Origin of the sequence: Psychrobacter sp. AH5 (genome assembly GCF_040371085.1) — a bacterium.
GTDB lineage: Bacteria > Pseudomonadota > Gammaproteobacteria > Pseudomonadales > Moraxellaceae > Psychrobacter.
The window spans coordinates 2,628,001-2,641,470 of the sequence record NZ_JAMBMT010000001.1 but is presented as its reverse complement, the minus strand read 5'-3'; the positions used below and the strand labels follow the sequence as shown (position 1 = coordinate 2,641,470).

9 protein-coding genes are annotated in these 13,470 nt (G+C 44.6%); 5 read left to right on the top strand and 4 right to left on the bottom strand.

The window, feature by feature from the left end; translation table 11 throughout:
• Nucleotides 1-6 precede the first annotated feature (6 nt).
• Nucleotides 7-675 carry an SDR family oxidoreductase gene (locus M0N77_RS11245; RefSeq protein ID WP_353105269.1) on the bottom strand — a complete coding sequence of 223 codons (669 nt, stop codon included), beginning with the start codon at nt 673-675 and terminating at the stop codon, nt 7-9.
• Nucleotides 676-929: 254 nt separating this feature from the next.
• On the opposite strand from M0N77_RS11245, the gene M0N77_RS11240 reads away from it, so the two are divergent.
• Complete coding sequence (locus M0N77_RS11240) at nt 930-2,282, top strand: hypothetical protein (RefSeq protein WP_353105268.1); 1,353 nt, start codon at nt 930-932, stop codon at nt 2,280-2,282.
• Between the two features lie 117 nt (nt 2,283-2,399).
• Here the strand turns inward: M0N77_RS11240 and M0N77_RS11235 are convergent, their stop codons facing one another.
• The gene (locus M0N77_RS11235) at nt 2,400-4,097 is read right to left on the bottom strand and encodes a mechanosensitive ion channel (protein ID WP_353105267.1); all 1,698 of its coding nucleotides are present in this window, start codon (nt 4,095-4,097) and stop codon (nt 2,400-2,402) included.
• Nucleotides 4,098-4,662: 565 nt separating this feature from the next.
• Here M0N77_RS11235 and M0N77_RS11230 point away from each other — a divergent pair.
• Entirely contained in the window at nt 4,663-5,394 is a 732-nt protein-coding gene (locus M0N77_RS11230; RefSeq protein ID WP_353105266.1) for an FKBP-type peptidyl-prolyl cis-trans isomerase, read from the top strand.
• Nucleotides 5,395-5,492: 98 nt separating this feature from the next.
• On the opposite strand, the gene argA is transcribed toward M0N77_RS11230, so the two are convergent.
• Nucleotides 5,493-6,815, bottom strand: coding sequence for an amino-acid N-acetyltransferase (gene argA / locus M0N77_RS11225; protein WP_353105632.1), 1,323 nt, complete (start codon nt 6,813-6,815; stop codon nt 5,493-5,495).
• A 461-nt stretch (nt 6,816-7,276) separates the two neighbouring features.
• On the opposite strand from argA, the gene M0N77_RS11220 reads away from it, so the two are divergent.
• Together M0N77_RS11220 and M0N77_RS11215 are read left to right on the top strand one after the other, a co-directional pair.
• The gene (locus M0N77_RS11220; protein WP_353105265.1) at nt 7,277-7,870 is read left to right on the top strand and encodes a hypothetical protein; all 594 of its coding nucleotides are present in this window, start codon (nt 7,277-7,279) and stop codon (nt 7,868-7,870) included.
• Nucleotides 7,871-8,144: 274 nt separating this feature from the next.
• Nucleotides 8,145-9,713, top strand: a complete 1,569-nt coding sequence (locus M0N77_RS11215) for an NAD(P)/FAD-dependent oxidoreductase (protein ID WP_353105264.1) — start codon at nt 8,145-8,147, stop codon at nt 9,711-9,713.
• A 188-nt stretch (nt 9,714-9,901) separates the two neighbouring features.
• Here the strand turns inward: M0N77_RS11215 and M0N77_RS11210 are convergent, their stop codons facing one another.
• Nucleotides 9,902-10,915 (bottom strand): patatin-like phospholipase family protein, encoded by a 1,014-nt coding sequence (locus M0N77_RS11210; protein WP_353105263.1) that lies wholly within the window; start codon nt 10,913-10,915, stop codon nt 9,902-9,904.
• A gap of 149 nt (nt 10,916-11,064) precedes the next feature.
• Here M0N77_RS11210 and recG point away from each other — a divergent pair, with 149 nt between their 5' ends.
• Nucleotides 11,065-13,419: an ATP-dependent DNA helicase RecG gene (gene recG, locus M0N77_RS11205; protein WP_353105262.1), complete on the top strand. Its 2,355-nt coding sequence runs from the start codon at nt 11,065-11,067 to the stop codon at nt 13,417-13,419.
• The last annotated feature ends 51 nt before the right edge of the window (nt 13,420-13,470 follow it).

Here is a 13,470-nt window from a genome sequence, read left to right as displayed (position 1 = left end):
TGGTGATTATGTATTTAAGGCGCTGATACCACCGTCGATAGGCAAATTAACTCCCGTTATCATCGCAGCATCATTACTCGCCAAAAACACGATAGCTTCAGCAACATCAACAGGTGTGGCTGTTCTTCCTAGCGGACAATGAGCAATAAAAGCGTTGGGACTAGTATCTGTAGTGACCAATCCTGCAGCCACAGCGTTAATACGTACGCCATGAGAAGCGTTTTTTAATGCTAATGTTTTGGTAATAGCAGAAAAACGCTCTTTTTCAGTATGATAAGCCTCAATGTCCCACCCACTTGGCATGTCTGTCAGCGTAGTAACATTGACGATATTACCTTTGGTTTTTATCAGCTCTGGGATGACGGATTGATGAATACCAACCTCGGTATCAATATTTACCATCACATCTATATGTTGATATTTTTCAAGCACAAAATTTATCATCTCTTCAATTTGTGTGGGATCATTGACATCACAAGTTACGGTAAGATGATTACCTGTATTTATCCAAGTATGATCCTGTGGCAGCTCCTTATAGATATATTCTAAAAGCTCACTATTGATGCCAACTAGCACACAATTCGCTTCTTCTTTGGCGAATTTGAGCGCAGTAGTCCGGCCAATATCTGAGTCTGCACCGGTAATAATGACGACTTTATCATTAAAGCGTTTCATGGTATTCAATCCTTGTTATTATATAAGTTAAGCAGTCTAATAGTAATTAGCTAAACTAGCGTTATCATTTTTTATTGCTAACAATTAATGCGTGTAAAAGGGTATAAATAATAAACCTACCATAGCGTTAACCATTGCTCATAACAAGTAGCGATTATAAAAATGCTGCTAAATTGGCTATTAATATCAGTGATTAGTAGGCGGTTTAGCAGCACTACCTTACGCCGGATAGTGAATAATAAAAGGCTTTTATTTTGACAAAATCTACTCAGCAGCTCTTTGATATATCACAGCCAGAAGCTTGGCTAAATACTTATCTGCTAGAGGACGAATCATCAGACAATGAGCGTATTAACTCATACCGTTATCATTTACCTTTGGGTCAACTTAATGTGCTCAAAATAAATGCTATTCTTGCTTCAAGCGATAGCAATACTGATATAGAAGCTACGCGTTTAGCCGCTATAAAATTTTCTTTACGCTGGCAAAAAAAGTTAATAGAACAGCATAGTAATAAGCAAGCAAGCGTTTATGTACTGGCATTAAACATAAGACTTTTAGTAAATAGCGAAAACTTAACAAATACTAAGAGTAATGACTTACCTTTACAGCATAGCTTTGGTGCTCAGTACGCGATAGATCATTTGGCGAGTAGTAATGATAAAAATGCTGATAAATCCAGCTCAATACTATCAGTCTTTAGCTGGCAAGACTGGCAGAGCGTATTAGCTACGGTTTTGACTCCTGGCGAGCTTTGGCGATTATTGCAATATCATAAGGCCGCTTTGCAGCAGTCCTTTATCAGTGGTCAAGCTGGCTTTGATTCTGAGCAACAACTAGTAAATAAGTTTATGAATAGCGCGGATCTGTATACTCAAGCGATTCGTATCGATAACGCGCTGATCAAGTACGCTATCCAAGATGAGCCTAACCGCTCATTAGTCACTATGAGCTTGGCTCAAAAGCATGGCGCGGTCGAGACTGAGAGTTATCATCAGCAAATGCAGCAAGCCGCTATGTTATGGGCGCAGATTAGCGGGCAGATGCTCTTAGAGTCGCAGTCCACCGCTCAGCTAAGCCTTTGGCAGCGCCAGTTGCTAGATGAATCCTTATTCTCACGTCATCAGCTTATTCATACTTTATATCAGCACCCTAGTCGTCCTAGTGAAGAGCAGCAGACAGGTTATGTCATTCATCAGCACTCTTATGAGAGCTTAGGTCGGCATTACGTGTTGATATTTTATGGTCAGCAGCGACAAGGTAAGCATAGCCGAATGGCTATAGCGCCAAACCTAGAAACTATCGCCAAAGATGTGGCTACGCGCCTACCTATAGCAGAGCTGCACCACATCATTGTATTAGGAATCGAGTTTATCGTAGAAGGGTCTGAGACCTTTATTGACATCGATCTTTTTATTCAGCCAGTAACCGCTATGAGCGAAAAAGAGCGTCAACTAACTAGGCAGCTACAGCGCTTAAATCAGCAAAATAATGGTAAATTAAAAGATAATAATAGCGTTAAGAAGCAACAGTCAAAGAGTCGAAAAACTGATTTGCCTAGCGTACAGTTAAGCCTAACCATTGCAGCTAATAAAAGTGAATCATAAAATAAACTTTAAGCTACGCTAATTATATCTATGCTTTTATATCCATAAAAATATACCCATAAAAAAAGACAGCCTAGGCTGTCTTTTTCATCATAGAAACAGTGGAGCTATTAGCGCTTATTTATCAGTGTCGTCTAGCGGATCACTACTGGGTAATAAGTCGTTATTAGCGGTATTGTTGATATCGACAGTATTAGTATTAAGATCGCTAGTATCTACTGTGTCCGTACGCAAATCAGCAGCAGGCTTGATCGAGGTCGTAGTAGCGCTACCAGTAGCGGTAGGCGTATTTTCACGAACAGACTCTCGCACTTTTTCTTGCGTAGATTTACTAGGCTGTATAGCTGATTTTGCTTTTGCTTCGTCTTGTTCTTTATCCATCTTATCTTGCATCTTGCGTAAGAAGCGAGCGGCAGCTTCTTGACCACCAAGACCGAAAGATAAAGCAAAGGCTACTGCTACTGCACCTAGAGTTAGACCAAAGGCTAAATTCACAATAGAGTCAGCAATACCCATGGCTTTTAGACCCATCGCTAACACTAAGCCCATAATCAATACACGAACGATATTAGCTAAGAATTGTGAGCCTTTTTCGGAGCGCTCAACCACGCCAGCGATAATATTAGCCAGCCAAAAGCCGATAAATAATATGATTGCACCCAAGATGATATTAGCACCAAAGGCGATGAACATAGTAATGATCGCTGAGATAGGCTCAAAACCTAGTAGATCAGCGGCGGCAACGGCAGCAAATAGCATAGCAAAGAAAACGATAGCGTAACCGACAACATCAGAAACGCGCTTATCACCCATAGTCTCTTGTAGACCCACTTTAGCAGGCAACTGGTTGATCTCAGTGTTCTCTAACAAGCCTTTGATGATATTAGCGACCATGCGTACCACGTAATAAGTAACGATCAAGATAGCTGCTGCCATAAAGATATTTGGCAAAGCTTCCATGATTTTGTTAAGCATATTAGTCGCAGGACGCGCAATCACTTCGATTTTTAGCGCGTTTAAAGCTGCAATAATCGTAGGAATAATAACCACTAAGAAAGCTAGAGTACCAGCAATATTAGGTAAGCTGTTTTTTTCACTCAAACCAGCTTTAGAAGCTAATTCTTGTACATTAAAGGTAGACACCAGATTAGTGACAATACCGCGTACGATTTTAGCAATGATATAACCTACTACAAAGACTACGCCAGCAATAAGGATGTTCGGAATAAAGCTAAAGATTTTATCAACCATATTGGTTAGAGGCGCAAATAAGCCATCAAGCTCTAATTGTCCTAATACGATAGTCAATACAATCAGTAAAATGAACCAATAAACCATATCAGCGATAGTGCTGCTCATAGGTTTTACGCCAGCTTGCGCGCTTAAACGCTCATCCATAGTGGTCTTAGATAACGCCGTATTAATAGCGGTACGAGCCACAGTAGCGATAACCCAACCGATAATACCGATAGCGATAGCAGCGATAAGGTTAGGAATGAATGACAGCACTTGACCGACCATATTGGCAAAGGGTGCTGAGATAGAGTTCAGGTTTAGAGTATTTAGCGCCGCTGAGATGGCTATAATAAAGATGAACCAAAAAACAATTTTGGAGATAATACCTTCCAAATCGTAAGATTTGCCCGTAGAAGAGTTCATGCGTTGATTTAAATTAACTTTAGCGAGCACATTACGTACCAATGCTGCGATACCTAAAGCGACTAGCCAGCCAATAATAAAAATTAGAATAGCACCAATGATAGAGCCAATCGGCCCACCAAGATAACCGTTAAAAGATGTATACATTGGATTCATCTTGTCCTCCCTTAATAGCTATGCCTCAACAGCGAGGTAAAATCGTTACCCTCTTTGAGCATGACATAAGCATCCATAAATAGTGTTTCATTAAATTATTTAATTATAAAATAGAGCCAACCATTATAAGCATGACAATCCATTGCACTATAAAAGGTGTTTTATTAGACATCCCTTTCAATTAACGTTTTGTTTTATCATTTATAAATTAATTAAAAACCCATCGAAGGTTATAATCAGTCATTAAAATAAATAATTAGCACTCTAAGAATATAGTTATCTAAAGTATTATTCATCAATGACAAAAAGTGACGTCTAGTTACTCATTTTCTAATCTGCTTAAGCTTAGCTGATATGATGTTGGGTTTAAAGATGTAAAGCTTTACCTAACGGCATCATTGTGTGATAACTTGTTATTTTAATGATAATTATTAACAAAAAATGTACATCTGAGCGTTAAATCTTGTCTTAAATTTAGTAGTAAACATGGTTACTAAAAGCAAGATTTGTTATGATGGCGCACCGGTTATTTATTACCACTTTCCCTATATTCTGAGAGTATTCTATGAAGAAAATCACTACCTTAACGATTGGTGCTTTAACGAGTGCTATGTTATTAGCAACAGGTTGCAGCACTAACAATGGCAACCAAGAAACGGCCGCCGCAAGTGTAGCGGTTACTGAACAAAGCCCGCAAACTGCAAAGGTCGGTTATAGCTTGGGTTATATGATGGCAGAGGGTAATAAAGACGCTATTGTAGATCTAGACTTAGATACTTTTGAGCAGGGTTTCCGTGATGGCTATCAAGGTAAAGATTCAGCCTTAACTCAAGAGCAGATGGAAGAGGTGTTAGTCGCGTATCAAAAAGAGCAAGAAGAGAAGTTTGTCAGTGATATGCAGACTAAAGCTGCTGAAAATACTGCCAAAGGTGAAGCTTATCTAGCAGAAAACGCTAAGAAAGAAGGGGTAAAAACTACCGCTTCTGGCTTGCAGTATAAAGTGCTAACCGCAGGTACTGGCAAATCACCAAAAGCGACGGACGTCGTTGAAGTGAACTATGAAGGTAAATTGATCGATGGTACCGTCTTTGATAGCTCTTATGAGCGTGGTGAGCCAATTGAATTCCCACTTAATCAAGTGATTGCTGGCTGGACAGAAGGCTTACAACTAATGAAAGAGGGCGGGAAATACGAGTTTTATATCCCAGCTGATTTAGCTTATGGCGAAGCGGGTAATCAAGGTATTGAGCCTAACAGCACTTTGATCTTTACGGTTGAGCTACTATCGGTAAAATAAGTTTTACTAGCGTCTTATAAATAAAAGCCTGAAAAAGAAGCCCTTATAACCTAGTTATAAGGGCTTTTCTTATGCAACGTAGCTATCTATTCTGTTATCTATAAGGTTTTTTGAAACACTTTAGAGTTGCGGCCGTTATGGTACTTCTCAAGACGGTCTTTGGGTAATTCACTGCTCTCTACTTCAGCAAAGCCTTGCTCCACAAACCAGTGCGCCGTGCGAGTCGTCAAAACAAATAATTTATGCAGACCATGACTACGCGCTTGCTGCTCCAAAAAAGCTAGTAAATCAGCGCCGCGGCTACCATTGCGATAGTCAGGATGTATCGCTACACAAGCCACTTCTGCTGCGCTTTCATCTAGTGGAATTAACGCTGCACAGCCCAAAATCATTCCATCACGCTCAATAACGCTATAGTTGTCAATTTCTTGCTCGATACGCTCACGCGAACGCGCCACCAAGATGCCTTGCTCCTCAAGCGGCGTTAATAACTCAATAAGACCGACGACATCATCGATATCAGCGCGGCGAATCTCTTCGTACGGATCGTGGCTAATCAAAGTTCCTGAGCCGTCGCGGGTAAATAATTCTTCTAACAAAGCACCGTCTTTGGCATAAGAGATAATATGGGTGCGATGAACCCCTTGGCGACAAGCACTACTGGCGCAGTGTAAGAAATAGTTTATTTCTTGGTTGATATCACGCTCGCGCAAGAAGCGATCGACTTCGTTGGGAATCATCTCATGTAACGGGCGACCTTTATCATTGATATCAGCCTCTTCTCCTAAAAAGATCAGCTTATCAGCGCCCAGCGCGACAGCAGCACTAAGCGCTACATCTTCTGCTAGCAAATTGAAAACCTCACCCGTTGCCGAATAGCCCATTGAACCCAAAATTACAATATGGTTGTGCAGTAAGTTATTTTTGATGGCATCGACATCTATCGAGCGTACCTCTCCTGTCATCTGATAATCCACCCCATCACGAATACCATAAGGACGGGCGGTGACAAAGTTGCCAGAGACGGCATCAATACGCGAGCCATACATCGGCGAATTAGCCAAGCCCATCGACAGCTGTGCTTCAATCTGCAAACGAATAGCGCCGACCGCTTGTAGGATACTAGGCATAGCAGCGCGCGGTGTCACGCGGATATCTTTATGCAAAGGAGAGGCGATGCCTACCTCTTTTAGGTTAGCTTCAATTTGCGGTCGTGCGCCGTGGACTAGCACCAGCTTGATCCCTAGACTGTGCAGCAGCGCAAAGTCATGGATTAAGGTGCTAAAATTAGGATGCTTTACCGCTTCACCGCCAAACATAATCACGAACGTCTTGCCGCGATGAGTATTGATATAAGGGGCGGAGTTACGGAACCAATGGACGTATTCAGGATTTATCTGTGGCATGGCGCTAGTAGTCATAGTAGGAACAGTAATAGTCGGTATAGTCGAATTAACAAACACCGCTACAAACCACCTTAGCAATAGTGAGGCAACTATAGATAAATATAATAGCTGACACTGAGCTAATGATTAGCAGTATGGCGTTAATAGACCATATAATAAAAGTGAATGATACGTTGACATTAATACTAAAAAACCTAGATAAAAAATTTATCAAAGGTTCAATATTTACCATAGCAAAAAACACCGTTATGAGCTATCTTTTTATTCAAGTAAACTTTAAGGTTTTATGATATACATAACCTAAACACGGGGCTGATGTGAGCATAATAGCTTTTTGTTATGCTAAGCACTGTTTGAGCATTTAATTAGCCAAGCCAAAAAGGCTTTTGCTCTAGCCTGATACAGAATGAGATTGGGCCATTATCCTTTATTAAATTAATATTTTATTGTGGTATCAACTAGGAAAGATAAACATTATGAAAAAAAGCAATCATTTCGCCAATCCGTTTGCTGCTTGGGGCGGTCATCGTTTATTTCATGTCGTGGCTGGAACGCTCGTTGGTGCAATGGTCGTCACCCAAGCTTCTGCTATGTTGCCAACGCCAGAGCCTGCACTCAATAGCAGTCCTGCCGCTTTGCAAACGGCCTCTAATACCAATAATTCAGGCTCCAATGCTCAAGCGGTCAATACTAAGATTACCGCCTCGCTTATCAGCGTCGATGCTAATGGCAACGAAGTTTTAGTACCAGTCACAGCTGACACTCGCCTACAATCTGGTAATATCTTGGAGTATCAAGGCTTTTTTACCAATACCAATGCCGATCGCGTCCGCAAAATGACGGTAACGATGAGCATTCCTGAGCAAGTCGAGCTGCTTGGCGGCGTTATGCCAGATTTTCCTTTTGCTAGCGTCGATGGTAGCGCTTTCTCCCGTATGCCGCTCAGAGGCAATATTAACGGTCAAAACCAAGAGATTCCGCTATCGTATTACAAAGCAGTACGCTGGGATATCGAAGGCGTGGGCCTCAATGATACGGTCATGGTGCAGTATCGTGCGAAGGTAAAATAAAGCTAAGCCTTAAATAAATGGAATTAGGTAGAACGCCTATACCAGATTATGTGGCGTCTTTTATTTGCTATCTGGCGGGTCCGGGTTCGGATTATATGACAGGGTAAGTGCTCATTATGGATGGTGAGCTTGTTTAGCGTTTATGAAGGTAATTTGTCAGGGCTACGTTACCGCTGAGTAGTTAATCTCCAAATTAGGAGAACAGATCAAAGTTTATCTAAATTATGTAGTGATATTTGTAATCTACTTTTAGTCCTTTTAAAGGAGTAGTTTTATGAGCAACGATGACCAAGACGCAATTATTATCGGATCGGGACATAATAGCTTGGTTTGTGCGCTTTACCTGTTAAGAGCGGGCTGGTCCGTTCGTGTTTTAGAGCGCGCTCCGACGCCCGGCGGCGCAGTTAAGACGCAAGAATTGACCGAACCGGGGTTTAGGCATGACTGGGCCGCGATGAATATATCGAACTTCAAGAATTCAGCATTCTACGCAGATTTCGGCGCGGCTTTGGAACGTCAAGGCGCAGAGTTTGTGACTGCAAAAAACTGCTTTGCTTCGGTATATGACGATGGAACCTGGTTTGGTGTCGGCACCGATACCGCAGCCAACGTCTCTCGCATCGCGGAATTTTCTGAACGAGATGCCAAAACGTGGCAATCTCTAACCGACAGCTTTGCATCACGCGCGCCAATCATTGGCGGCTTGATGTCCAGTCCGATGAAATGGACTGCGCTGAGCGGCCTTGGGTTCAAAGCGCTGCGCCAGCAAGGCTTGGACGGCACGTTCGATTTGATCCGCTTTATGCTGTCCTCGCCGCGCGACTGGCTGGGCCGTACGTTTGAGAGCGAAAAGATCCGCGCCGCACTGGCACCTTGGGGCATGCATGTAGATTATGCGCCCGACGTTGCAAGCGGCGCGATCTTTCCCTATCTCGAAGCGTTCGGCGATCAGGCCGGCGGTTTGTCGCTGGGTAAGGGCGGGGCAGATACCATCATCCGCGCCATGGTTGCCGAGATCGAGGCGCAAGGCGGGTCGGTGGAGTGTGACACTGAAGTGACGCGCATCTTTCATGAGAATGGCAAGGCCCAGGCTGTCGAAACCGCTGATGGGAAGCAGATTAGTGCAAACAAGGCCATCATCGCCAATGTTGCGCCAAAGGCGCTGGCACGTCTGACTGGCACTACCGGCAACGCCGACTACGATTCCGGACTTGACACCTTTAGGCACGCGCCCGGCACGGTGATGATCCACCTGGCTATGTCCGATCTGCCCGACTGGCGCGCCGGGTCGGAGCTGCGTGATTATGCCTATGTCACCATCGCCCCAACGCTCGATGCCATGGCGCTGGCCTATCAACAACCATTGGCTGGGCTTTTGCCGACAGAACCGATGATCGTCGTGGGTCAGCCCACAGCGATTGACCCAAGTCGCGCCCCTGCAGGCAAACACACGCTTTGGCTGCAAGTGCGGATGGTACCCGGCGAGATTAAAGGCGACGGCGCCGGAAAGATCAACGCAACCGATTGGGACACAGCACTGGCTCCCTTTGCCGAGCGTGTGCTGGATATCGTCGAACGTCACGCGCCTGGCCTGCGCGACCAGATTCTTGGCATGCGCTGTGTGTCCCCGCGTGATCTGGAGGCCGACAATCCAAACCTAGTGGGTGGTGATCAGGTCTGCGGCAGTCATCACCTGTCACAAAACGCGATTTTCCGCCCGGTTCTGGGCTACTCTGATGGCACGACGCCGATCGAAGGGTTGTACCATACAGGCGCAGCTGTTTGGCCAGGCGCAAGCACAGGTGCAGGTCCAGGTACATTGCTGGGCCGCATGCTGACATAAGGTAGAAGTCGTTCGTTAATTGTGAGCGCGGCATTAAAAAAGGGTCAGGCGCTGCCGCTAAGTATAAAGAACACTGGCATTACGCATGCTAGTGTTCTTTATACTTAGACTTTCTATCACTATTTTCAACAAATGCTAAGAGATAAATACAACAGAAACCAATCACTTTGCCCAACGACCTTGCCTAGCTACTCTGAATAGAGGCTCTGAGTTTTGTCGGCGATCAGTTGCTTGATAGCTAACATTTGCTCATTAGCTGCTTGCTCGCCAGCAGCTATTAGGGCTCGGCGTTGACTACTATCTAATGAGCTTAAGTGATCAACCTCTGGGATAATAACGATATCGGCACGATCACGCTCTAAGCGCATTTTAGCGCTACGGTTATTGGCTAAGTTGTTAGTGCTCGCATTAGCGTTGGCTATAAAGCTGTTTTCTAGTAAACCCCAAAAACTACTCAATGAGCTAATATTGGTTAAGGCGCTATTAAAGTTATCTGCGTTTTTATCTTTACTGCTAGGAGCGGTGACATCGACTGCGATGACAATATCCGCGCCCAAATCGCGAGCACTATCGACAGGAACTAAGCTTACCACACCGCCATCGATGTATTTTTTACCGACCTTTTCAGGAATACGCGGCGCGATAAAAATATTAGGCACACTGCTAGAGGCTTGTACCGCAAGGCCAGCGTCACCATTCGTAAAAACTTTTTTGGTTAAGCTATTTTTTTCAGCGGCGATAGCAGCAAAGCGCATAGGAAAATCTTCTATCGGCTGCTGCATCACTTGGGTATTAATAAAGTTTCTCAGCTTGAGGCCGGCTACAAAACCTTGATTGGATAAGGTAAAGTCCATCAATTCACTATCTGCGGTAGTTAAGGCCAGTTGCTCAAGGCGCGCCGCCGTATAGCCACTAGCATAGACACTGCCGATGATACTGCCCACGCTGGTACCGACGACCAAGCTTGGGGTAATACCATTATTCTCTAACGCTTTGATAACGCCGACATGCGCAAAGCCTTTGGCACCGCCGCCGCCCAACACTAAAGCTACGCGAGGAGTCGCAGGTGTTGATAGCTCCAAAGGCGGTACTGGCGTAAGACTATTGCAGGCACTAGCGAGTAAGCTTATAGTAGTGAATAAGCTTATTTTTATGAATGATGTAAATAGCTTGGAGCGATAAACCTTTAGGACATGGAGCATGGCAATCTCGGCAATAACAGTATCAAATAGCTTAGCATAATAAGCGAGCTTGTCAGCTATAATACTAAGGCTGTTGGTTTTATTGAAAATGATAATACGCGCTAAAATAAACGATTTATGACACTAAAGATACTAAGTTAGGATATTTGATGCCTCTCTCTGCGACCCCATCGATAATGCCCCCTGTCAATAGCGAGTCGACATCAGCGCTAGATATGCCGGTCTCGGCCTTAGCAGGCGTTGGCTCAAAAGTGGCGGAGCAATTGGCGCTGCTAGGTATCGTGCGCATTTTTGATTTGTTATTGCATCTGCCTAGAGATTACGAAGATCGTAGCCGGCAGGTCGCTATCAGCGATATAGTGCATGGACAATCAGCGCTCATTAGCGGTCGGGTAGTGCATATTGATAATAAGCGCGGCGGTATGACCGTCGTCATTGATGACGGCACTGGCACAGTAGGTTTGCGTTTTTTCAAGGTCTATCGGGGTCTTGCGCAAACGATGAGCTTAGGGACCCGGTTGCAGCTGTTCGGTGAGGTCAAGGTCAGCCGTTATGGTAAGCAGATTCATCATCCCGAATATCAGATTGTTAATGAAGGAGCGCCAGTTACTGATATCGGTTTGCAGCCTATTTATCCTACGGTAAAAGGCTTACATCAAAACAAACTGCGTACGCTAATTAAGCTGGCCTTGCAAACGGTCCGTAGCCAAGGCTTACCGATGACACTGTTTACGCCCGCTGATTTTGCGATGGTCGCCGACTTGCCTTTAGTACCGTTTGAGCCGTCTCGAAGTATTGAAATGGATGCAGAGATTGACAATGAGGATATTTTCTCCACGCTCGCTCGCAGTGTGCCTGATAATGAGGTGCTTAATAGTAGTGGGGTTAGTAAAACTGACCCTGCTCATTATCAACCTCAAGTTAATGCCATAGCATCTGGTCATACTGACCTTTATCAAAATCATAATGTCTATAATTTGTCGATATTTGAAGCACTGGTATTACTGCATACGCCGCCTACTTATACCGACGCTGGCCAGCAGTACAAGCTACTGACTCAGCTTACTGCGCGTACTCATGCTGCTTGTCAGCGCTTGATTATCGAAGAGCTAACCGCGCATCAGCTCAGTCTATTATATCGGCGTCAGCAATTGCATCAGTTTAAAGCGCCAAAGTGTAGTATTGAAAGCCCGCTTAGCGATAAGCTTTTTGGGAGTTTACCGTTTGAATTAACCGGTGCACAACAAAGAGTGATGAAAGATATCGTCAGTGATATGGCGACTTCTATCCCTATGTTAAGGCTAGTACAAGGCGATGTGGGCGCGGGTAAAACTTTAGTGGCAGCAGGAGCAGCGGGTTACGCGCTGACCAGTGGCTGGCAAGTAGCAGTGATGGCGCCGACTGAGATTTTAGCTGAGCAGCATTTGCTTAATTTCAAACAGTGGTTTGAGCCATTAGGTATCGGAGTCGGTTGGCTGGCTGGTAAACAAACGGCTAAGCAGCGCCGCGAGGCATTGGAGGCGGTAGCAGAAAACAACGTACAAATCGTCGTCGGTACTCATGCCCTGTTTCAAGAGAGCGTTGAGTTTGCTAAGTTAGGCTTGGTGATTATCGATGAGCAGCACCGTTTTGGCGTTGAGCAGCGCATGGCATTGACTAATAAAGGCGTCGCTGGCAGCACACCGCATCAGCTGATTATGACCGCCACTCCGATTCCACGAACGCTAGCGATGAGTGTCTACGGCGATATGGATACTTCCATTATCGATGAATTGCCACCCGGGCGCACGCCGATTACTACCGTCACTATTGACCGCAATCGCCGTGATGAGGTGATTGAGCGCATTGCTATCAATTGTGAGGCTGGGCGACAGGCCTATTGGGTGTGCTCATTAGTGGAAGAATCGAGCGTACTCGATGCGCAAGCCGCTGAAGCGACCTTTGAAGATTTGAGTGAGCGTCTAAATATTCGCATTGGCTTAGTACATGGCAAGATGAAAGGCGCGGATAAACAAGCGATCATGAAGCAGTTCAAGGAAGGAGCGCTTGATCTATTAATCGCTACTACCGTCATCGAAGTCGGCGTTGATGTGCCAAACGCCTCATTGATGGTCATCGAAAACGCTGAGCGTTTAGGACTATCGCAATTGCACCAGCTGCGCGGACGAGTAGGAAGAGGCTCGACCAAAAGTTTTTGTGTACTGCTCTATCAAAAGCCTTTATCAGAGACGGGCACTGAGCGCTTAAAGGTACTACGAGATAGTACTGATGGCTTTGTCATCGCGCAAAAAGATTTGGAGCTGCGAGGTCCGGGTGAGTTATTGGGTAAGCGGCAAACTGGTAATATCGGCTACTATCTCGCGGATTTAATCCGTGATGAAGAGCTTTTTACGATTGCTCAGCGCTTGGCTAAACATCTGATCCAAGACCCTACTCGCAAAGCTGATGTCAGTCAATTGATTCATCGCTGGATGCCTGAAGCTAGTCGTTATACCAATGCTTAATAAAAAGTTAAATAAAAAAGGATAGCCATTGCTATCCTTTTTGATCTTTAA

Coding starts and splice junctions, on each gene's coding strand:
- M0N77_RS11245 (WP_353105269.1), bottom strand. CDS start 675: ATGAAACGCTTTAATGATAAAGTCGTCATTATTACCGGTGCAGACTCA.
- M0N77_RS11235 (WP_353105267.1), bottom strand. CDS start 4,097: ATGAATCCAATGTATACATCTTTTAACGGTTATCTTGGTGGGCCGATT.
- M0N77_RS11230 (WP_353105266.1), top strand. CDS start 4,663: ATGAAGAAAATCACTACCTTAACGATTGGTGCTTTAACGAGTGCTATG.
- argA (WP_353105632.1), bottom strand. CDS start 6,815: ATGACTACTAGCGCCATGCCACAGATAAATCCTGAATACGTCCATTGG.
- M0N77_RS11220 (WP_353105265.1), top strand. CDS start 7,277: ATGAAAAAAAGCAATCATTTCGCCAATCCGTTTGCTGCTTGGGGCGGT.
- M0N77_RS11215 (WP_353105264.1), top strand. CDS start 8,145: ATGAGCAACGATGACCAAGACGCAATTATTATCGGATCGGGACATAAT.
- M0N77_RS11210 (WP_353105263.1), bottom strand. CDS start 10,915: ATGCTCCATGTCCTAAAGGTTTATCGCTCCAAGCTATTTACATCATTC.
- recG (WP_353105262.1), top strand. CDS start 11,065: ATGCCTCTCTCTGCGACCCCATCGATAATGCCCCCTGTCAATAGCGAG.